This is a genomic window from Pseudomonas sp. 8BK, assembly GCF_902506475.1.
In the GTDB taxonomy this organism is placed as follows: Bacteria; Pseudomonadota; Gammaproteobacteria; order Pseudomonadales; family Pseudomonadaceae; genus Aquipseudomonas; species Aquipseudomonas anguilliseptica.
This window is the reverse complement of sequence record NZ_LR733252.1, coordinates 2742441-2762698: the sequence shown is the minus strand read 5'-3', so window position 1 is coordinate 2762698 and position 20258 is coordinate 2742441. Positions and strand designations below refer to the sequence as shown.

Annotated in this window: 22 protein-coding genes and 1 pseudogene; 11 read left to right on the top strand and 12 right to left on the bottom strand. The window is 62.3% G+C overall.

Annotated features, from left to right (window positions below; all coding sequences use genetic code 11):
* Positions 1–174: 174 nt before the first annotated feature.
* Genes ACIN8IBEIGE_RS12755 through ACIN8IBEIGE_RS12730 form a run of 6 tightly spaced genes read right to left on the bottom strand, consistent with a single transcriptional unit; the run spans position 175 to position 4718 of the window.
* On the bottom strand, positions 175–870 hold the full coding sequence (locus tag ACIN8IBEIGE_RS12755) for an HAD family hydrolase (RefSeq protein ID WP_160014952.1): 696 nt from the start codon (positions 868–870) through the stop codon (positions 175–177).
* The gene (gene xerC / locus ACIN8IBEIGE_RS12750) at positions 867–1763 is read right to left on the bottom strand and encodes a tyrosine recombinase XerC (RefSeq protein WP_160014951.1); all 897 of its coding nucleotides are present in this window, start codon (positions 1761–1763) and stop codon (positions 867–869) included. Before xerC ends, ACIN8IBEIGE_RS12755 begins: the two co-directional genes overlap by 4 nt.
* Before the next feature lie 41 nt (positions 1764–1804).
* The gene (locus ACIN8IBEIGE_RS12745) at positions 1805–2503 is read right to left on the bottom strand and encodes a DUF484 family protein (protein WP_160014950.1); all 699 of its coding nucleotides are present in this window, start codon (positions 2501–2503) and stop codon (positions 1805–1807) included.
* Positions 2500–3330, bottom strand: a complete 831-nt coding sequence (gene dapF, locus ACIN8IBEIGE_RS12740; RefSeq protein WP_160014949.1) for a diaminopimelate epimerase — start codon at positions 3328–3330, stop codon at positions 2500–2502. Before dapF ends, ACIN8IBEIGE_RS12745 begins: the two co-directional genes overlap by 4 nt.
* Before the next feature lie 5 nt (positions 3331–3335).
* Entirely contained in the window at positions 3336–4583 is a 1248-nt protein-coding gene (gene lysA / locus ACIN8IBEIGE_RS12735) for a diaminopimelate decarboxylase (RefSeq protein ID WP_160014948.1), read from the bottom strand.
* Positions 4584–4592: 9 nt separating this feature from the next.
* Complete coding sequence (locus ACIN8IBEIGE_RS12730) at positions 4593–4718, bottom strand: lipoprotein (protein WP_090387640.1); 126 nt, start codon at positions 4716–4718, stop codon at positions 4593–4595.
* A gap of 147 nt (positions 4719–4865) precedes the next feature.
* Between ACIN8IBEIGE_RS12730 and ACIN8IBEIGE_RS12725 the strand changes: the two genes are divergently transcribed.
* From ACIN8IBEIGE_RS12725 to ACIN8IBEIGE_RS12705, 5 genes are all read left to right on the top strand, one after another.
* Positions 4866–5906 (top strand): AraC family transcriptional regulator, encoded by a 1041-nt coding sequence (locus tag ACIN8IBEIGE_RS12725; protein ID WP_160014947.1) that lies wholly within the window; start codon positions 4866–4868, stop codon positions 5904–5906.
* A 216-nt stretch (positions 5907–6122) separates the two neighbouring features.
* Entirely contained in the window at positions 6123–6455 is a 333-nt protein-coding gene (gene cyaY / locus ACIN8IBEIGE_RS12720) for an iron donor protein CyaY (RefSeq protein ID WP_090254611.1), read from the top strand.
* Positions 6433–6642, top strand: a complete 210-nt coding sequence (locus tag ACIN8IBEIGE_RS12715; protein ID WP_256665281.1) for a DUF1289 domain-containing protein — start codon at positions 6433–6435, stop codon at positions 6640–6642. Before cyaY ends, ACIN8IBEIGE_RS12715 begins: the two co-directional genes overlap by 23 nt.
* 118 nt (positions 6643–6760) lie before the next feature.
* The gene (gene rnk / locus ACIN8IBEIGE_RS12710; protein ID WP_160014945.1) at positions 6761–7171 is read left to right on the top strand and encodes a nucleoside diphosphate kinase regulator; all 411 of its coding nucleotides are present in this window, start codon (positions 6761–6763) and stop codon (positions 7169–7171) included.
* 39 nt (positions 7172–7210) lie between these two features.
* Positions 7211–8011 (top strand): lipase family protein, encoded by an 801-nt coding sequence (locus ACIN8IBEIGE_RS12705; protein ID WP_160014944.1) that lies wholly within the window; start codon positions 7211–7213, stop codon positions 8009–8011.
* On the opposite strand, the gene ACIN8IBEIGE_RS12700 is transcribed toward ACIN8IBEIGE_RS12705, so the two are convergent.
* The 6 genes from ACIN8IBEIGE_RS12700 to argH form a co-directional block, all read right to left on the bottom strand.
* Complete coding sequence (locus tag ACIN8IBEIGE_RS12700) at positions 8012–10867, bottom strand: class I adenylate cyclase (protein ID WP_160014943.1); 2856 nt, start codon at positions 10865–10867, stop codon at positions 8012–8014.
* A 165-nt stretch (positions 10868–11032) separates the two neighbouring features.
* On the bottom strand, positions 11033–11278 hold the full coding sequence (locus ACIN8IBEIGE_RS12695) for a TIGR02647 family protein (RefSeq protein WP_090254617.1): 246 nt from the start codon (positions 11276–11278) through the stop codon (positions 11033–11035).
* 177 nt (positions 11279–11455) lie between these two features.
* Positions 11456–11725, bottom strand: a complete 270-nt coding sequence (locus ACIN8IBEIGE_RS12690; protein ID WP_178124357.1) for a hypothetical protein — start codon at positions 11723–11725, stop codon at positions 11456–11458.
* 24 nt (positions 11726–11749) lie between these two features.
* Entirely contained in the window at positions 11750–12229 is a 480-nt protein-coding gene (locus ACIN8IBEIGE_RS12685; RefSeq protein WP_160014941.1) for a GNAT family N-acetyltransferase, read from the bottom strand.
* Positions 12230–12235: 6 nt separating this feature from the next.
* Positions 12236–12478 carry a hypothetical protein gene (locus ACIN8IBEIGE_RS12680; protein WP_160014940.1) on the bottom strand — a complete coding sequence of 81 codons (243 nt, stop codon included), beginning with the start codon at positions 12476–12478 and terminating at the stop codon, positions 12236–12238.
* A gap of 30 nt (positions 12479–12508) precedes the next feature.
* Positions 12509–13903, bottom strand: coding sequence for an argininosuccinate lyase (gene argH / locus ACIN8IBEIGE_RS12675; protein ID WP_160014939.1), 1395 nt, complete (start codon positions 13901–13903; stop codon positions 12509–12511).
* Positions 13904–14157: 254 nt separating this feature from the next.
* Here argH and ACIN8IBEIGE_RS12670 point away from each other — a divergent pair, with 254 nt between their 5' ends.
* The 6 genes and pseudogenes from ACIN8IBEIGE_RS12670 to ACIN8IBEIGE_RS12650 all read left to right on the top strand — a co-directional run bounded on the left by ACIN8IBEIGE_RS12670 (position 14158) and on the right by ACIN8IBEIGE_RS12650 (position 20251).
* Positions 14158–15240, top strand: coding sequence for a sensor histidine kinase (locus ACIN8IBEIGE_RS12670; protein WP_090378077.1), 1083 nt, complete (start codon positions 14158–14160; stop codon positions 15238–15240).
* Positions 15237–15983 carry a LytTR family DNA-binding domain-containing protein gene (locus ACIN8IBEIGE_RS12665; RefSeq protein ID WP_160014938.1) on the top strand — a complete coding sequence of 249 codons (747 nt, stop codon included), beginning with the start codon at positions 15237–15239 and terminating at the stop codon, positions 15981–15983. Before ACIN8IBEIGE_RS12670 ends, ACIN8IBEIGE_RS12665 begins: the two co-directional genes overlap by 4 nt.
* A 91-nt stretch (positions 15984–16074) precedes the next feature.
* The gene (gene hemC, locus ACIN8IBEIGE_RS12660; RefSeq protein ID WP_090378071.1) at positions 16075–17013 is read left to right on the top strand and encodes a hydroxymethylbilane synthase; all 939 of its coding nucleotides are present in this window, start codon (positions 16075–16077) and stop codon (positions 17011–17013) included.
* Positions 17013–17765 (top strand): annotated as a pseudogene (locus ACIN8IBEIGE_RS20945) (uroporphyrinogen-III synthase); the annotation flags it as partial. The gene hemC and the pseudogene ACIN8IBEIGE_RS20945, both read left to right, overlap by 1 nt.
* A gap of 33 nt (positions 17766–17798) precedes the next feature.
* On the top strand, positions 17799–19004 hold the full coding sequence (locus ACIN8IBEIGE_RS20940) for a uroporphyrinogen-III C-methyltransferase (RefSeq protein ID WP_372240015.1): 1206 nt from the start codon (positions 17799–17801) through the stop codon (positions 19002–19004).
* Positions 19001–20251, top strand: a complete 1251-nt coding sequence (locus ACIN8IBEIGE_RS12650) for a heme biosynthesis HemY N-terminal domain-containing protein (RefSeq protein WP_160014936.1) — start codon at positions 19001–19003, stop codon at positions 20249–20251. The genes ACIN8IBEIGE_RS20940 and ACIN8IBEIGE_RS12650 overlap by 4 nt, the downstream gene beginning before the upstream one ends.
* Positions 20252–20258: the final 7 nt, after the last annotated feature.

Sequence of the window (20258 nt, the reverse complement as noted above, 5' to 3'; positions counted from 1 at the left end):
CGTTAAAAACCGGCTCGGAATGCTCATGTACAACAGTACACTCCGCTTCCTCACCGGTTTTTGCCTTGCAGGACTCTAACTCGCGCGATCGTAAGCAGCCCCTAAGTGCCTGTACGAATACAAAAAGCCCGCAGGCTGAAGTCTGCGGGCTTTTTTGTGGCGGTTAAGCGCTGGTCACGCCCAGCTATGCAGTAATGCCGGCAGCTCAGCCAGGCTGCGGATCTGCCCGTCCGGGGCATTGTCGGCCTCCCAGGCTTTGCCCTGGGGGTTGAACCAGATCGCCCGTAGCCCTGCAGCCTGCGCCCCGGCAATATCGTCGCTGGGGTGGTCGCCGATATGCACCGCGTGCTCGGCGGCGATGCCCGCGCGTTTCAGCGCTTCGGTAAAAGGTTTCGGGTCGGGTTTGCCGACGCCCAGTTCCTCGGCGCACAGGGCGAACTGGAAGTAATCGGCCAGGCCCAGGCGGCGCACATCGGCATTGCCGTTGGTAATGACCCCGAGCTGGAAACGATTGGCCAAGGTTTCAAGGGTTGGGTGCACCTCGGCGAATAGCTCGACCTGATGGCGCGCGGCGAGAAACACCTGAAAGCCGGCCTCGCCCAGCGTTTGTGCATCCGCGTGTGCATAGCCTGCATCTGACAGAGCGTGGAAAAGAATGCGTCGACGCAGCTCGCTGAGGCGATGCTTGAGCATTGGCTCGGCCTGCAGCAGGGTGGCGCGAATCGTCCACAGGTGTTCCACCGGCACGCCGCCGAGGCGTGGTGCGTGTAACGCCAGCCAGTTGCGCAGTGCCGCTTCGGCGTCCTGCATCACCGGGGTAACATCCCACAGGGTGTCGTCTAGGTCGAAGGTAATCAGCTGAATGCTCATTCTGTGCTGCCTTTGCGTTTGGCCCGTGGATGAGCCTTGTCATAGACCGTGGCCAGGTGCTGGAAATCCAGGTGGGTGTAAACCTGGGTGGTGGCGATATCGGCGTGGCCAAGCAGCTCCTGCACCGCGCGTAGGTCCTGGGAAGATTCGAGCATATGGCTGGCGAAGCTGTGGCGCAGCATATGTGGGTGCAGGTGCTGCCCCAGCTCACGCACGCCGGCCTGGCGCACGCGCAGCTGCACCGCGCGCGGGCCGATGCGTCGGCCCTGCTGGCTGATAAACACCGCGCCGTCGCTCGGGTTCGCTAGCGCACGCAGTGGCAGCCACTGCTGCATCGCTTCACGTGCCATGCGCCCAAGCGGCAGTTCACGAGTCTTGTTGCCTTTACCTATGACGCGTACCAGGCCGGCGGGCAGGTCGAGGCCATCGAGGTTGAGGCTGACCAGTTCGGACAGGCGCAAGCCTGAGGAGTAGAACAGCTCCAGCATGGCCTGATCGCGGCGGGCGATAAAGTCGTCTTCCAGGGCACCGTCGAGCAGCTGTGCGGTACGGTCGGCGTCCAGGGTTTTCGGCAGGCGACGTTCGCCCTTGGGCGGCGTCAGCCCGCTGGCTGGATCGCTCTGGCAGTGGCCTTCACGAATCAGATAACGATAGAGGCCACGGGTGGCTGAGAGCAGGCGCGCCAGGCTACGGCTGGACTGACCTTGCATATGCAGGCGGCCGATCATGCGGCGCAGGCGTACGGTATCGAGCGCGTTCCAGCTGTCGATCTGCTCCTGGTTGCAGAACGCCAGCAGCGTGCTCAGGTCGTGGCGGTAGCCGATCAGGGTATGGGAGGAAAGCTGGCGCTCACTGCGCAGGTGTTCGAGGTAGGCGTCCAGGAGGTCTTGCATGGAAGCTCCCTGCGGTGCAGTCGGTGCGATGCTTACAACGATTAACGCACCGAGCGCAAAGGTGTGGCAAAGCCCGGTACAACGCGTGCCAGCACTTCGGCGATATAACCGAGGAACAGCGTGCCCAGCGAGCTCTTGTAATGCTGCGGATCGGCACTGCCAATCGCCAGTACGCCATGCAGGCCCTGATGGCTGATGCTGACCACCGCCGCCGAACCGACTTGAGCACCGTCTTCGCTGCCGAAGAGGAAGTTCAGCTCATGCTCGCGCAATACGCCGCAGATGGTCTTGCCGCCGGCCAGTAGGCCACCAATGGCTTGGTGCGCTTCGGCGCTGCTGACCGAGCGGCCAACCGGCAGTGGCGCTTCGCTGAACAAAATCAGGCTGACGAAGGGCACCTGAAACTCGCGGCGCAGGCTGTCTTCGACGCAGCTGACCACTTCTTCCAGGCTGCTGGCATCGAGCAGGTCGAGCACCAGGCGACGGGTCTTGTCGAACAGGCGGTCGTTGTCGCGGGCCACGTCCATCAGTTGTGAGAGGCGGTGACGCATCTCGATATTGCGCTCGCGCAGCAGTTTCACCTGGCGCTCGACCAGCGACACGGTATCACCGCGCTGGTGCGGAATGCGCAGCTCGGGGATCAACTCATCGTGGTCGATAAAGAACTCCGGATGCAGGCGCAGATAAGCAGCAACCGTTTCCGAATCCAGTGGCTTGGGTGAATCCTGCTTGTCGGTCATAGGCGAACCTGTCCTTCGTACACACGTACTGCGGGTCCGGTCATCATAACGGGCTGGCCGGGGCCTGCCCACTCGATGCTCAGTTTGCCGCCGGGCAGTTCGATCTGCACCGGTGAGTCCATCCAGCCCTGACTGATTGCCGCCACTGCCGCTGCGCAGGCGCCGGTACCGCAGGCCTGAGTTTCCCCGGCACCGCGTTCCCAGACGCGCAGCTTGGCGCGTTGGCGATCGAGCACTTGCAGGAAACCGACGTTCACCCGCTGCGGAAAGCGCGAATGGTGTTCGAGTTTTGCTCCAAGGCTGTGCACCGGTGCATTGTCGACGTTGTCGACGCGCAGCACGGCATGCGGATTGCCCATGGACATGGCAGCCAGCTCAACGGTCTGACCGTCGACGGCCACGCTGTAACTCAGTGCCTGCTGCTCGGCCTGAAACGGGATATCAGCAGGCACCAGGCGCGGCGCGCCCATGTTGACACTGATCTGCCCGTCGTTGCGTACGTCCAGCTCGATGATGCCGCCCTTGGTTTCCACGCGCATCTGCTTCTTCACGGTCAGGCGCTTGTCCAGCACAAAGCGGGCAAAGCAGCGCGCGCCGTTACCACACTGCTCCACTTCCGAGCCGTCGGCATTGAAGATGCGGTAGCGGAAATCCACGTCCGGGTTGCTTGGCGGCTCGACCAGCAGCAGCTGATCGAAGCCCACACCGGTGTGGCGGTCGCCCCAGGCCTTGGCGTTCTTCGGCTGGATATGCGCGTGCTGGCTGACCAGGTCGAGGACCATAAAGTCATTGCCGAGGCCGTGCATCTTGGTAAAGCGCAATAGCATCAGACTTACTCCGGCAGGCGGCTTTCGCCCGCAAAGAGTTCGCTGAGCGTCTCGCGGCGACGCACTTCGAAGGCATGGTCACCGTCCACCATCACCTCGGCGGCGCGGCCGCGGGTGTTGTAGTTGGAGCTCATGACAAAGCCATAGGCACCGGCCGAGCGCACGGCCAGCAGATCGCCCTCTGCCAGGGCCAGCTGGCGATCCTTGGCGAGGAAGTCGCCGGTCTCGCAGATCGGCCCGACGATGTCGTAGTTGCGCGTCGCGCCATCGCGCGGTTGCACGGCCACCACTTCCATCCAGGCCTGGTAGAGGGCCGGACGGATCAAGTCGTTCATCGCCGCATCGACGATGGCGAAGTCCTTGTGCTCGGTGTGCTTGAGGTACTCGACCTGGGTCAGCAGCACGCCGGCGTTGGCGACGATCGAGCGGCCCGGTTCGAACACCAGAGCCAGATCGCGGCCAGCAATGCGCTCACGCACGGCCTTGATGTAGTCGCCAGCCAGTGGCGGTTGTTCATCGCGGTACTGCACGCCGAGACCGCCACCCAGATCCAGGTGCTTGATGCGGATGCCGTCGGCGGCAAGTTGATCGATCAGCGCGAGCAGGCGGTCGAGGGCATCGAGGAACGGCGGCAATGTGGTCAGCTGAGAGCCGATATGGCAATCAACGCCCACAACCTGAAGGTTCGGCAGGGCCGCGGCGCGGGCATACACAGCTGGTGCCTGCTCGATATCGATGCCGAATTTGTTTTCTTTCAGGCCCGTGGAGATATACGGGTGAGTGCCGGCGTCGACGTCCGGGTTGACTCGCAGCGAGATCTCCGCCGTCTTGCCCAGTTCGGCAGCGACGATTTGCAGGCGCTCCAGCTCGTCGGTGGATTCGACGTTAAAGCAGTGCACGCCCACTTCCAGGGCGCGGCGCATATCGTCACGGCTTTTGCCGACGCCGGAGAAGACGATCTTGCTCGGCTCGCCACCGGCGCTGAGTACGCGTTCCAGCTCGCCACGGGAGACGATGTCGAAGCCAGCACCGAGGCGCGCCAGGACATTCAGTACGCCGATATTGGAGTTGGCTTTAACGGCAAAACACACCAGATGCGGCATGCCCTGCAGGGCATCAGCATAGGCGCGGTACTGCGCCTCGATGTGCGCACGCGAGTAGACGTAGGTCGGCGTACCGAAGCGTTGGGCGATGGCGGACAACGCCACGCCTTCCGCGAACAGCGCACCGTCGCGGTAGTTGAAGGCGTTCATAAGCTGTCCCTATTCGGTTTGCGCAGGCGCTGGCTGGCTTTCTTCCGGCAGGTACAGCGGGCCTTTCTGGCCGCAGCCAGCGAGCAGAGCGCTGACGGCAAGCATCGCGACAAAGGCAGTAAACAACCGCTTCATGGTGAAATCCTTGTAATAAAGCATGATTGCGCCGGAGTATACCGGCCCCCCGGCGCCTTGCCTATGCGCCGGGGTTCCCGTCTGGCGGGGCTTTGCCTGTATCTTTGGCGATGTCTTCGTACCCATTGCCAGTGATCAGGAGACTGGATGGACAACCCCGTACCCGTGAGTAGCTCGGTTTCCGTTGCCTATCTGCAAGGTTTGCTCGATTACCTGGCGCGCCAGGGCGTCGACAGCGCTGAACTGCTTGAGCGGGTGCAGCTCAGTCCGCAGCTTCTCGCCCAGCGAGATCAGCGCATCGCCGCCAGCACCTATCTGGAGCTGCTCGGCCATGGCGTAAGGCTGACCGGCGATGAGCAGCTGGGCCTGCATCTGGGCGAGGCGGTACGCCCTGGTTATTACGGCGTGCTCGGTTATCTGATCATGAGCTGCGCGACTCTCGCCGACGCGTTGCATCGTCAGGCGCGTTACGCCGCGTTGGTGGGTAATCTGGGCCAGGTCGATCTTGCCGATGAGCCACCGCGCCCAGGGCTGGAGCCGCAGGTGGCACACAGTTGGCAACCGTTGTTGCCGCAGCAGAAACGTCAGCTCAGTGAGGAGACATTGGCCGGCTGGGTAACCTTCGGCCACTGGATCAGCGGCCTGGATATTCCACCGACCGAGGTGCGCTTTCAGCATGCTGCCCCGGCGGATATGTCCGAATATCAGCGGATCTTTCGCTGTCCGGTGCTGTTCGATCAGGCCGATAACGCTCTGGTATTCCCCAAGCGCCTGCTCGCCACGCCGCTTGGCCAGGCTGATGCTCAGGTGCGCCTGACGCTCGATGCCTATGCTGATCGCCTGCTGGGCGAGATCCAGCAGGGCCATAGCGTGCTCGATCGCGCGCGCCTGGAGTTGTCCCGTCAGCTGCCGGAAGTAGGCGCCGACCTGCAGCAAATCGCCGCGCGTTTGGCGCTCAGTCCGCGTACCCTGCAGCGGCGTTTGCGCGAAGCCGGGTTATCCTTCAATCAGTTGGTGGATGAAACGCGCCAGCAGCTGGTGTTGCATTACCTGCGCGACCCGGCGCTGGAATTGGCGGAAATCGCCTTCTTGGTTGGCTTCAGCGAGCCTGGCTCGCTGGCCCGCGCGTTTCGCCGCTGGACCGGGCAGAGCCCGGGCGACTATCGCCGTAGTTTGAAAGAACATTAATCACTGCAGCCCTGGGAGCCTGTCGGACATAACACTGTTCTGCTGCGAAGAAGCCGGATTTGGCCATTTTTGCTGTTCTTTCTCGTTAAATAGCTCGCTATTCGCCTCGAAAGACCAACAAAACTGACTCGGTCCGGACTTTCCCTCGTCACGAACGGTCAAGCCCGACAGGTTCCTATACTTTTGCAGTCGCTGACTTTTTTGAGGTAAGTCGTAATGAGTTTGACCGAAGCCCGCTTTCACGATCTGGTCGATGCCACCCAGCAGGCGGTGGAAGATATTTTCGATGACAGCGACCTGGACCTCGATCTGGAAAATTCCGCTGGGGTGCTGACTGTGCGTTTTGAAAACGGCACCCAGCTGATCTTCAGCCGTCAGGAACCGCTGCGTCAGCTATGGCTGGCGGCGCGTTCGGGTGGTTTCCACTTCGATTATGACCAGGCCAGCGAGCGTTGGATCTGCGACAGCAGCGACGAGCAGCTGGGCGAAATGCTGGCGCGTATCACCCTGGAACAATCCGGTGCCGATCTTGAGTTCGAAGAGCTCTGACAGCGCGGGCCAGGAGGTCGCCTCGCCCTGTCGACGTCAGTGTTGTCTGGATGATCAGGATATCTGCCTGGGCTGCGGTCGCACGCTGCAGGAAATTCTCGATTGGGGCAAAGCCGATATGACGGGCAAGCGCAGCATCTGCGCGGCTGCCGACGCGCGCTTGCGACAGCGTCGCGCGGCACCTTGACCGGGCGGTCTTGTTTATTTGACTAGCTGTGGTACGGTCAGCTCAAGCCTTGCAAAACCCCGTCTTAGTGATGGGGTTTTGCTTTTTTCACGATCCGTAAAGGGGACATACCCGCACCATGACCAGCGCACCTTCGCTCACCATCACCCGTCTTGACCTGCAGCGTCTGGAGCATCTGCTCGACAGCCTGGACGACTTTGGTACCAGTGCCATCGCGTTGCAGGCCGAACTGGACCGCGCCGACGTGGTCGGCCATGACGAGGTGCCGGCCGGGGTGGTGACCATGAATTCGCGGGTGCATTGCCGTGAGGAAAGCAGCGGCAAGGATTACCACCTGACCCTGGTCTACCCGCAGGATGCCGGTGGTGATGGCTGTGTGTCGGTATTGGCGCCTGTAGGCACGGCCTTGCTGGGGCTGTCCGTGGGTCAGCATATCGACTGGGCTGCGCCTGGCGGCAAGGTGCTCAAGCTGACCCTGCTGGCGGTGGAATATCAGCCGGAAGCGGCGGGCGAATACAGCCGTGCCTAGTCTAGAGTAGAGCTACGCCAATCTCGGCATGGAGGCCGTATGTCCAGTCTACCTATGTACTTTCCCCAGGGTTTTGACCTCTCGCGCGCGCTGCAATGCGCGCAGTTGGTCGGTTTCGCCTACGACCAATACAGCCAGTGGCAAGCTCAGCAGCGTCCGCGACGGCCCCAGGATTTCACCTGGCTGCCGCCTACGTTGCCGGGCTGGGGCTTTTCCGCACCAATCTGGAGTGTGCTCAGCGAACTGCGCTTTCTTAACGAATCGGAGCCCTTTGGCTTTGCCGCGCGTGACCCGCAGGGCGAGGTCTATCTGGTGTTTCGTGGCACCGATACGGTGCAGGACTGGCTGGACGATCTGGATGCCGATCAGCGCGCGTACCCCTGGCAAGCTGGCCTGGGCAATGTGCATGACGGCTTTCTCAAGCTCTATACGTCACTGCGCGACCAGGCCTTGCAGGCCGTAGATACTCAGCAGCCCAACGGGCCGCTGTGGGTGTGCGCACACAGCCTGGGCGGTGCACTCTCCAGCCTGACCGTGCTGGATTTGCGTGAACGCTGGCCGGACTTGCCGCTGCAGCACTACAGCTTTGCCAGCCCGCGCCTGGCTGCCCCGGATTTCGCTGCACATTACAGCGGGCTGCAGGTGCCGACCTTCCGCGTGGTGAATGACAGTGATCTGGTGCCGCAAGTGCCACCGGGCGTTACCGGCACGTGGCTGTATCAGCACCTGGGGCTGGCGGTGACCTTCACGGCCAGTTATGCATCGGTGGGCGACAATCACAGCCTGGCTGACTGCTACCTGTATGCGTTGCAGAACCCGCAGGCGCCGATGCGCGGCTGATCAGGCCTTCTGCAGCGCTTGATTAAGCGCTGCTTCCAGGCGGCTCTTGTAGCGCAGGTAATGCACGCTCTGCATATGCCCTTCGCCGAGTACCGCCGACAGGTCGAGGTCGGTGATATAGCAGGGGTAGCGCGCGCCATCGCGGCGTTGCGCGAGAATGTGCTGGGCGACCGCGGCGAACAGGTCGCCTGCGTATTCCAGCTCGGAGAATTCGCGGTGATTGCAGTACAGGGTGACATGCGAGCGCTTGCCATCTGCCGGCTCGACGATGGCCTGCACGTCATAGAACGGGTGGCTGATCGGTGACAGCGGCGGTGGCCGGCGCTCCAAGCGCTGAGCGCGCTGGGGCGCGTCCGGCAGCACCTGGTAATACAGCACCTCCAGTGGCTGATGCGCCGGCAGGTTATCCAGCGGCAGCAGGGCGTTACGCCGGTACAGCACCGATTGCAGAAAGCGTTGCAATGGGGTCAGCAGGCTCTGTTCATCACGGAACGGCATCTGCTGGCGCCACAGCGCGTTGTGCTCGTCGAGCACACTCAGTTCGGCCGTGGCGCTGGCTTCGTTCAGCCGGTAGAACACCTGAATGCACTGCGGCCGGCCCACGGGCAGGATCAGCGCCAGGTCTTCGCCTTCCAGGGCGCTGCGGTCCAGATGCAGCTCGCTGTAGCCGGGCAGCTCCTCGCCTAGGTGCTCGATCAACGTGGGCAGGTCTTTCAGGCTGGTGTGGCTGACGTGGCCGGGTTTCAGTTCGAGCAGGTGGTAGTGCTGTTTGATCTGCAGCAGGTAGCGGTTGGCCTGTTCGCTGCTGAAGCTGCCGAGGGTTTCGCGGAACAGCTCTTCAACTCGCTCGGCAATCGCCGTGGCGCGGTTGCGACAGAAGCAACGCACCCGCAGGTTGGGCTTCTTGCCGCTGGCGGGCAGGCTGTTGAGAAAGTCGCGCAGGCAGTCGAGCAGCGCATGCGGGCCGTCATAGCGGGTCACCAGCAGTTCGTTCCAGCTGTTCAGGGTGACCTGGTCAATGGTCAGAATCAGGTTTTCGCGTACCCCGGAATAACCCAGGGCATCGGTGCGCTCGGTGGTCATGTGCATGTTCATCTGGCTGAACTGCTTGAGCGGATCGATGCCGACATTGACCAGTAGCATCACTTCACCGGGCACGCTGGCGCTGAGCAGCGCCGCTTCGTCAACTGCCGGCAGAGGCAGCGGCACCACCTGCTGCAGGCTGCTGAGCAGATTGGATAACTCGTATTCGCTCAGGTCGCTGCTGCCTGGGTGCAACGACAGCCGCGTGCTGTTGTCGATTACGCCGTTGCGCTGGCACCAGGCGAGCAGCTCGATCAGCTCGCGCGAGCGCTTGAGCGGCGAGAAGTCTTCCAGATCCTGAGCGTTGACGCTGCCGCTGTAGAGCGCCCACAGCGTTTCATTGGGTTCATCCGGGCTGGGGCTTTGCGCCAGTGTCAGAGTGTCTTCGGCGAGGTCCGGGGCGATGCCCGGGTTGATAAATTCGATCTTCCCGGCCTTGCGCTCGAAGGCGGCGTAGAGGCGGCGGCCGAGGATGCCCAGGTCGCGGCTGTTGAGCGAGCTGCCGGCATGTTCGCTGCGGGCGAATTCGGAGAGAAAGCGATAGCTGTAGGTCAGCTCGTTGACCAGCATGCGTCGTTCGGCGCTGACCTGGCGCACCTTCCACTGGCTGCGGCTGTCGAGCATCGCCAGCTGGCGGCTGTCCCAGTTCCAGTCGCGGGTCAGGCGCTCCAGCAGCAGGCGCTGCCAGCTCTTGCGGTTGTTGCGCGGCGGGCGGCTGAGCTTCTTGTCGACCTTGAGGTACAGGCAGCGGCGGATCAGCTCCAGGCGCTCGTGCTCGCCGCGGGCATTGAGGTACTCCTCCAGGCGCCGGTAGACCACGATATAGGGGTCGAGCTCATCGACGTCCAGGCGATTGGCGAACACCGCCTGCTTGAAGCGCAGCGACAGGCATTCGACCTTGGGGTGTTCACTGGCGTAGACCTCGGTAAGCAGCAACTTGAGCACCGACTTGTAGGGTGACTCGATGCCCTTGAACAGTTGCCACATACCGGCGCCGATAAATTCTTCCGGCGGGATGCGCGCCAGGTGGCCGAGGTCGAGCACGTCCTCGGCGCGGATAAAACGCTTGGCCAGCAAGGTGCTGGTGTAGTGCTGGTAGCGCTGCTCTTCATACACCGGCACCAGCCACCACAGTGGCGTGCGCCCGCCGAGCCAGATGGCGGTGCGGTAGAACTCGTCGAGCAGCAGGTAATGCTGGGTGGTGCCGCAGTCGTCCGAGGTCAGCTGCGCCTCGCGTTCGCCCTGGGTGAAGCGCGCCGGGTCGATCAGAAAGAAATGCGCCTCGGCACCGAAGGTGGCCGCCCAGTTTTCCAGCAGTGCGCATTTCTTGTTTAGTTCATGCAGCTGTTGCGGGCTCAGGTCGCTGGCGTGGCACACCCAAAAATCCATGTCGCTCTGTTCAGCCTGGGCCACGGTGCCCAGGCTACCCATCAGAAACAGGCCGTGGATCGGTAGCGCCTGCTTGCCGCGATAGGGTTTGTAGGCGAACGAGCGGGTCAGGCGTTGCACTTCGGACAACAGTTCGTCGTCCGGTTCGAAGCCGCTGAGGCCGGCCGGAGTCAGCCCGGAAACGTAGCCCGGCAGCAGCGGATGATTGACGTGAAACAGCAGCGGCAACAGTTTGAGTACCAGCTGCTGGCGTGTCGACAGTGCCTGCATGGCGCGTTGCAGACGGCTCTGGTTGAGTTTGAGGAAGCGTGCACGCAGCTGCGTCAGTACCTTGCGGTCGATACCGTCTTCAATGTCCGGACGAATTTCCTCGGTACGACTCATGCTCAGGCTCTGCAGGGCGGTGCGTGATCATGCCTTGCCAGATGGCTGGCGGATACAGGGTTATCGCCTGCGTCGCGGGCAGCTTGAGGAAGTCGCTGCAACGCAGGCTCGGTTGGCTTGGAAGCGGTTTCGATCGCGCTAGTTGGCGAGATTTGAGGGCGCTTCTCAGGCCGCTTCGGTCACATTGAGAATGGTCAGCAGAACTTGCGCGTGTTCGGCGGCGTCGAGCCCTAGGCTGGTCAGATAACCGCCGTCTGGCTGGTTGATCAGGCCTTTGTCGTGCAGGCGTTGGGCGGCGGCAATCGCCGAGGGGGTGGCAGTGTGGTGAACCTTGATTCCTTCCTGAGTGGTGCCCAGGTTGAACAGCGCGAGGATTTCCAGTTCGGCAATCAGTTCAGGGGTAAAGGCCATAAGTACTCCAGCTTCTTGTTTTAGTGAGCTGCGGCCGGCGGCGGCAGCACCCGCTGCGGTAAATCGGCTGAAACAACAGGCAGCCTGCGAAGGCAGTGTAGTGAAGCGCCAGGCAGTCTGCTGTGACTTGATGCTGCCAGAAGTTGGCGTGCTGTGGGGTAAATTTTTCCGCGCCGTTTACGGCGCCTGTTCGGGCAGCTCGGGCAGGGCGCGCAGGCCTTGCTCATAGCGGGCGAGATCGAAGGGACGCTCATCGCGCAGCATGACCTCGATTTCATCGGCCAGCACCAGGGCCATCAGCTCGATGATCTCTTCGCGCTCGTAACCGACCAGCGTCAGCTTGTTCAGTACAGCTTGGACAAAGGCCGGTTCGCCAGCTTCCAGTTGGTTTTCGATGGCCTGGATCAGGGTGTCCTGGGCGAAATCTTCGTCATCTTGCTCGCTCATATGCTGCTCCAAAAGAGTGCGGCTTCAGCCTTGGGCAAAGTCCAGCAAAGCCTGGCCGGTAAGGCGGTAGGTGGTCCATTCGTCCTGCGGGCGGGCGCCGAACGCCTGGTAGAAATCAATGGCTGGCTGGTTCCAGTCCAGCACGGCCCACTCGAAACGGCCACAGCCTTTGTCTACGGCCAGCTGCGCAAGGTGGCGCAGCAGCGCTTTGCCTGCGCCCACGCCGCGTTTTTCCGGGCTGACGTAAAGATCTTCAAGGTACAGCCCGTGCTTGCCCAGCCAGGTCGAGTAGTTGAAAAAGTACACGGCATAGCCAATGGGTTGGCCGTCATGCTCGCAGATCAGCGCGCGGGTGCTGCTCTCTGGGCCGAACAGGCTTGCCTCGATGCCGGCAGCGTCGGTCTGCACTTCATGTTCGGCTTTCTCGTAGATCGCCAGGTCGGTGATAAAGCGCAGGATCAAAGCCGCGTCTGCGGCGGTGGCGGGGCGGATATTCAGAGACATGGGTACTTAGCCGTAGAGAAAAAGCAGGACAGTCAGCGGCATGCCGACCACACAGAGAGCGCCGAAGGCGGTGATCCAGCTGCTGCGCGAGTCCATCGGGTCAGACACGTTTAGTGGCAGGCGCGGATAGCGGCCCAGCGTCAGTAGGCGCAGCACCAGCCAGCCGCTGGCGTAGAAGAGGTAGCCGAACACCAGCTCCAGTACGATCTCCGCCAGGACAGCCAGGCCGCGTAGCAGCAGCTCGAACATGGGACGTCCCTTTCCCTTGTGAGTTGATGATCAGCGCGTCGCCAGCAGTTCTTTGCCGCGTACAACCGCTGCGCGTACCTGGTTCGGTGCGGTGCCGCCGATATGGTCGCGGGCGTTGACCGAGCCTTCCAGGGTCAGTACGGCGAACACGTCCTGCTCGATCTGGTCGCTGAACTGGCGCAGTTCTTCCAGGCTCATCTCGGCCAGGTCCTTGCCGGACTCGACGCCGTACTTCACCGCATGGCCGACGATCTCGTGGCAATCGCGGAAGGGCAGCCCCTTGCGCACCAGGTAGTCGGCCAGGTCGGTGGCGGTGGAGAAACCGCGCAGCGCCGCTTCACGCATGATCGCGTGCTTGGGCTTGATCGCCGGGATCATGTCGGCAAAGGCGCGCAGCGAGTCGCGCAGGGTGTCGGCGGCGTCGAACAGCGGCTCTTTGTCTTCCTGATTGTCTTTGTTATAGGCCAGCGGCTGGCCTTTCATCAGGGTCAGCAGGCCGGTCAGGGCGCCGAACACACGGCCGCTCTTGCCGCGCACCAGCTCTGGTACGTCCGGGTTCTTCTTCTGCGGCATGATCGAGGAGCCGGTGCAGAAACGGTCGGGCAGGTCGATAAACTGGAACTGCGCGCTGGTCCACAGCACCAGCTCTTCGGAGAAACGCGACAGGTGCATCATGGCAATCGAGGCGGCGGCGCAGAATTCGATAGCGAAGTCGCGATCCGATACGCCATCAAGCGAGTTGCCGCCCACTGCGGCGAAACCCAGCAGTTGTGCAGTGATTTCACGCTGGATCGGGTAGGTGGTGCCGGCCAGGGCCGCCGAGCCGAGTGGCATGCGGTTGGTGCGTTTGCGGCAATCGACCAGGCGCTCGTAATCGCGCGAGAGCATTTCGAACCAGGCCAGAAGGTGATGCCCGAAGGTCACCGGTTGCGCGGTTTGCAGATGGGTAAAGCCGGGCATGATGGTCTCGGCTTCACGATCGGCCTGCTCCAGCAGACCCTGCTGCAGGCGGGTGATCTCGCCGAGGATCAGGTCGATTTCGTCGCGCAGCCACAGGCGGATATCGGTGGCCACCTGATCGTTGCGGCTACGGCCGGTGTGCAGCTTCTTGCCGGTGACGCCAATGCGATCCGTGAGTCTGGCCTCGATGTTCATATGCACGTCTTCCAGATCGACGCGCCAGTCGAACTGGCCGGCTTCGATTTCGCTCTGAATCTGCGTCAGGCCGGCGATGATGCTATCGCGCTCGGCGTCGCTGAGTACGCCGACCTTGGCCAGCATGGTCGCGTGGGCGATGGAGCCCATGATGTCGTGGCGATACAGGCGCTTGTCGAATTCGACGGAGGCGGTAAAGCGGGCAACAAAGGCATCGACTGGCTCGCTGAAGCGGCCGCCCCAGGATTGGTTGGTTTTTTCAGTGCTCATGGGCTTCGCTCGGCTGGTGCGCTAAAACGGGCTGGCCGCGCTGGGGCGGCCGGCAAGACGGAAAAGTGCGCCGATAATAACAGGCTGGCCGGCAAATTCGCCGCGTCGCTTTGTCGGTGGGCGCAGCTAGGCTGCAGTAGAGCAATGTTGCGCCGTTCACAGTTTTATCGCGGCGGGTGCATTTCGGTGCTTTATTTTGCCCGGTCGCAGCTGTCTATCTTGCTGCTAGAGCGGGTCACGCGGAAACTGCGGCGATGAAAATAAAAAGCGCTTTATCAGAAAAACAACCACCACTGGTCGATGACTTCTTCGTGCCCGAACTCTGCCAGCCAGAAGCCCTGCTGAGCATGGTGCTGCTGGCTGAGCTGCTGGTGCTGGTGCTGGTGCTGTCCGAACCCATGCTGCCGGGCTTCGACTGGGTACGCCTGGCGCTGACCTCATTATTCGTGCAGTGGATCGTACTGCTCTCGGCCGCCGTGCTGTGCCGCCTGCGCCCGTTGATGGCGCGCATGCCCGCAGCGACGGCCGGCGCCTTGTGCTGCGCGATTGTGGTTACTCTGAGCCTGATCTGTACTGCTGTGGCGGATTACTACGAGCTGGGCGGGCCGCTGCCGCGTACTGGCGAGGTCAACCTGTACCTGCGACATGCCTTGATCAGCTTGATCATGTCGGCGTTGTTGCTGCGCTATTTCTACTTGCAGAGCCAGTGGCGCAAGCAGGAGCAGGCTGAATTGCGTGCGCGCATCGAATCGCTGCAGGCGCGCATCCGCCCGCACTTCCTGTTCAACAGTCTGAACAGCATCGCCAGCCTGGTGGTAGTCGACCCGTACAAGGCCGAGCAGGCTGTGCTGGATCTCTCCGACCTGTTCCGCGCCAGTCTGGCCAAGCCCGGTAGCCTGGTGCCCTGGCGCGAAGAGCTGGAGCTGGCACAACGATATTTATCGATTGAGCGCTATCGGCTCGGCGAGCGTCTACAGTTGCAGTGGGAGATTGTCGATGTGCCGGACGATCTGCCAATTCCACAACTGACGCTGCAACCCTTACTGGAAAACGCCTTGATCTATGGCATTCAGCCGCGCATTGAGGGTGGTCTGGTGCGAGTCGAGGCGAGTTATCACGAGGGGGTATTTCAGCTGTGCGTGAGCAATCCATACGAACAACTAGGCGAGGAGCCGCCCTCGCGCGGTACGCATCAGGCGCTGACCAATATCGATGCGCGGCTGGTGGCACTTTTCGGGCCGCGTGCCAGTCTCAGCGTAGAGCGCCGTGACGGACGCCACTTCACTTGTCTACGCTATCCTTGTGCGAGACCCAAGCAGGAAGCCCGTGCATTATGAATGTCCTGATTGTCGATGATGAACCCCTGGCCCGAGAGCGCCTGAGCCGCATGGTGGGCGAACTCGATGGCTATCGTGTGCTTGAACCTGCAGCCAGCAACGGCGAGGAGGCTCTGAGCCTGATCGACAGCCTGAAACCGGATGTGGTGCTGCTGGATATCCGCATGCCGGGCCTTGATGGCCTGCAGGTGGCAGCCAGGCTGTGTGAGCGCGAGGCGCCGCCAGCCGTGATCTTCTGCACCGCCCATGATGAGTTTGCCCTGGAGGCCTTCCAGGTCAGCGCTGTGGGTTATCTGGTCAAGCCGGTGCGTGCGGAAAGCCTCAGTGAGGCGCTGAAGAAAGCCGAGCGGCCCAACCGTGTGCAACTCGCCGCCCTGACCCGTCCTGCCGTAGACAGCGGTGGCGGCCCACGCAGCCATATCAGTGCACGCACCCGCAAAGGCATCGAGCTGATTCCGCTGGATCAGGTGATCTACTTTATTGCCGACCACAAGTACGTAACCTTGCGTCACGCTGGCGGCGAAGTGCTGCTGGATGAGCCGCTGAAAGCCCTGGAAGACGAGTTTGGTGATCGCTTTGTGCGCATTCACCGCAATGCGCTGGTTGCTCGTGAGCGTATCGAGCGCCTGCAGCGCACGCCGCTCGGGCATTTCCAGCTGTTCCTCAAGGGTATGAACGAGGAAGCATTGATTGTCAGCCGTCGGCATGTGGCCGGCGTGCGCAAGCTGATGCACAACCTTTAAGGCTCTCGGGCAGCCCGGATGACTTCGGGTTGCAGGCCTGATCCGGGTCAGCCTGTTATTATCCCCGGCAGTTCGTTTTCTGGAATTGCCCATGTCTCGCGAAATCCGCATCGCCACCCGTAAAAGTGCCCTGGCCCTGTGGCAGGCCGAACACGTCAAAGCCCGTCTGGAACAGGCGCACCCTGGTCTTAAAGTCAGCCTGGTGCCTATGGTCAGTCGCGGTGACAAGCTGCTCGACGCGCCGCTGGCGAAGATTGGCGGCAAGGGCCTGTTTGTCAAAGAGCTGGAAACCGCGATGCTGGAGAATCAGGCCGACATCGCCGTGCATTCGATGAAGGATGTGCCGATGGACTTCCCCGAAGGCCTGGGCCTGTACTGCATCTGTGAGCGGGAAGATCCGCGCGATGCCTTTGTGTCCAACACCTATGCCAGCCTCGATGCCTTGCCTGCCGGTAGCGTGGTCGGCACTTCCAGTCTGCGCCGTCAGGCCCAGCTGCTGGCGCGCCGGCCAGATCTGAAAATCCAGTTCCTGCGTGGCAACGTCAACACCCGCCTGGCCAAGCTGGATGCCGGTGACTACGACGCCATCATCCTTGCCGCCGCCGGGCTGATTCGCCTCGGTTTTGCCGAGCGCATTCGCTCCTCGATCAGCGCTGAAGACAGCCTGCCGGCCGGTGGTCAGGGCGCGGTGGGTATCGAATGCCGCACAGCCGACAGTGAGATCCATGCTCTGCTGGCACCTCTGCATCATCACGATACTGCGCTGCGGGTGACCGCCGAGCGCGCCTTGAACAAGCACCTGAATGGCGGCTGCCAGGTACCAATTGCCTGTTACGCAGTGCTTGAGGGCGAGCAGCTATGGCTACGCGGCCTGGTCGGTCAGCCGGATGGCGGTTTGCTGCTGCGGGCGGAAAACCGTGCTCCGTCAGCACAGGCTGAGCAGTTGGGGGTGCAGGTCGCTGAAGCCCTGCTGGCCCAGGGCGCTGCGGCCATTCTGCAAGCCGTATACGGCGAGGCCGCTGCCGAGTGATGGGTTGGCGTTTGCTGCTGACGCGACCGGCCCAGGAATCGGCAGCGCTGGCAGCAACCTTGGCCGAGCAGGGCATCTACAGCAGCAGCTTGCCGCTGCTGGCTATTGAAGCCCTGAGCGAAAGTGCCGAGCAACGCGCCGCGCTTGCTGATCTGCAGCGCTACTGCGCGGTGATCGTGGTGAGCAAGCCGGCGGCTCGGCTGGCGCTTGATCTGCTGGATCGCTACCAAACCCCAGTGCCTACCGAACAACCCTGGTTCAGCGTCGGCGCGGCCACGGCGCAGATTCTCCGTGGGCATGATCTGCAGGTGTATTACCCGGAAGAGGCTGATGACAGCGAGGCGCTGCTCGCCCTGCCGCAGTTACAGCAGGCACTGACGGCGGCCGCCAGCCCACGGGTATTGATCCTGCGCGGTGAGAGTGGCCGAGAGTTACTGGCCGAGCGCTTGCGCGGCCAAGGCGTGCAGGTGGACTATCTGCCACTGTATCGCCGGGTACTGCCGGATTACCCGTCCGCAGCACTGATCGAGCGGATTCAGGCTGAACGCCTGAATGCGCTGGTGGTCAGCAGTGGACAGGGCTTTGTGCATTTGCGCGAGTTGGCCGCTGAGTCCTGGGCCGAACTGGCTCAACTACCCTTATTTGTACCCAGCCCGCGAGTTGCCGAAATGGCCCGTGCGGCCGGTGCGCAATTTGTTGTGGACTGTCGTGGCGCGAGTGCCGCGGCGTTGCTGGCAGCCTTGCAGACGCAACCTGCCCCGATCTCTGACGCAAAGGATGGATACGTGAGCGAAGCAACTACTCCGAAAGAGCAAGGCCCGAACGATCACGCCGTAAAACAACCCGAACAGGCACCGCTGGATACCGCCGCTGCGCTGCCGGCTACGCCGCCTGTCGCGAGCCAACCGGCTTTGCGTGGCAACGGTCTGGCGCTGCTGGCCTTGCTGGTCGCTGCTGCTGGCGCCGGTGCGGGTGGTTGGGGGCTTTGGCAGTTACAGGCACTGGACGCTCGCGAGCAACAACAGCAAGGCCAGTTGCAGGAGGCGCGCAGTGAAGCGCAAAGCCTGGCGCAGACTGGCAAGAAATTAGAGGTGCGCCTCGATCAGCTGCCAAGTGTCGAGGAGCTGGAAACCCGTCGTCGTCTGCTGGCCCAGCTACAGGGCGATCAGCAATTGCTCAATCAGCGTCTGGAAACCGTACTGGGTGCCAGTCGTCAGGACTGGCGCCTGGCCGAGGCCGAGCATCTGCTGCGCCTGGCCAGCTTGCGTCTATCTGCTTTGCAGGACATCAACAGCGCCACCGCACTGGTGCAGGCCGCCGATGAAATCCTCCATGAGCAGGATGACCCCGCCGCATTTGCCGCCCGCGAGCAATTGGCCAAGAGCCTGCAGGCACTGCGTTCGACCGCCAACCCGGACCGTACCGGGCTGTTTCTGCAGCTCGGCGCATTGCGTGAGCAGGTGGTGCAACTCAATGCGCAGGCGCCTAGCTTCAGCGCTGACGGTGGCGTACTCAGCGAGCTGGCCGATTCAGGAGTGGTTGAGCAGCAATGGTGGCAGCGTGGCCTGCAGACCTTGTCGGAATACTTTCGCATTGATTTCAACGCCGACCGCAATATCCGCCCCGTGCTCGCCGGCCAGAGCCTGACTCAGGTACGCCTGGCCCTCAGCCTGGCGCTGGAGCAGGCCCAGTGGGGGGCGTTGCATGGTCAGCGCGAGGTCTATCGCCAGGCCTTGCAGCAGGCACGTGAGGTGCTGGATGCACACTTCGATGTGGATAACCCCAATAGCCGCGCCCTGCGTGCGCGCATTGATGAGCTGGCCGAGCGGCCGATTGCGGTGACGCCGCCGGACCTCAGCCCGACGCTGAATGCCGTGCAGGCATACATACAAGCCAAACAGACCGCGCGCAGCCAGCAGAAGGTCGAGGCTGAACCTGCCGCCGCGCCCAGCGATGATGTCGAGGCGCAACTGCAGGAGGCGCTGCAATGAAGCGCATCTACTGGTTGCTGCTGGTTCTGGCGATTGTTGCCGGCGTCGCCAGCCTGGTGCTGTTCGGTCTGCCGCTGGCCGAGCACAAGGGTTATGTGCTGATTGCCTTTCAGGGCTTTCGTTATGAATCCAGCCTATGGGCCTTTGTCGCTCTGGTGTTGGTGCTCTGGCTGCTGGTTTATCTAGTGCGTTTGAGCGTCCGGCTGTTGGTCACATCCGGCGGCCTGCTTAATCCCTGGTCACGGCTGCACAGCCGTCGCCGCGTGCGGCTGGCGTCCGAGCAAGGCTTTCTCGACCTTGCTGAGGGTCGCTGGGCGCGCGCCCTGCGTCATCTCAAACAGGCGGCCAGCAGCTCGCCGCAGCCCTTGAGTTATTACCTGGGCGCCGCACGCGCTGCACATCAGCTGGGGCATCACAACGACAGCGACGACCTGCTGGAGCAGGCACTCAACCGACAGCCGCAGGCGGAACTGGCAATTGCCCTGCAGCATGCCGAACTGCAACTGGCGCGCGGACAGACCGATGCGGCGCTGGAGACTCTGCAAGCCATGCGTTCGCGTCATCCACACCATCACCTGGTGTTGCGTCAGCTGCAGCAGCTCTACCTGCAGTCGGGCGATTGGTCGGCGCTGCTTGGGTTGCTACCTGATCTGCGCAAGGAGAAAGCTCTGGGCAATGCCGAGCTGAGCGAGCTTGAGCGTCAGGCGTGGCGTGGACGCTTGCTGCAGGCTGCTCAACCGATTGACGGCGACGCGCAGGCGGCGCTGCTGGCGTTGCAGCAAGTCTGGCAGGCCATGTCGACGGCGCAGCATCAGGTGCCCGAGTTACTGGCGGTGTATGCCGAGCAACTGCGTCAACTGGGTGCCGAAGGCGAGGCGGAAGAGCTGCTGCGGCATTTCTTGAAGCAGCATTACGACACCGCTCTGGTGCGTCTATACGGCTTGCTGCATGGGCGTGATCTGGGCAAGCAGTTACAGGCGGCCGAGGGCTGGTTGAAGCAACATCCACAAGATGCCGGCTTGCTGTTGACGCTGGGGCGGCTGTGTCTGCACAGTCAGTTGTGGGGCAAAGCCAAGGATTACCTGGAAAGCAGTTTGGTTTTTCAGCGTCATCCAGAAACCTGTGCCGAGCTGGCGCGTTTGTTGGCACAACTGGGCGAGCTGGAGCGTAGCAACAGCCTGTATCAGGAAGGCCTACGCCTGCTTGATGCGCGGTTGTGTACGCCAGTTTTGCCAGCAGCGATTTGATTTAGCC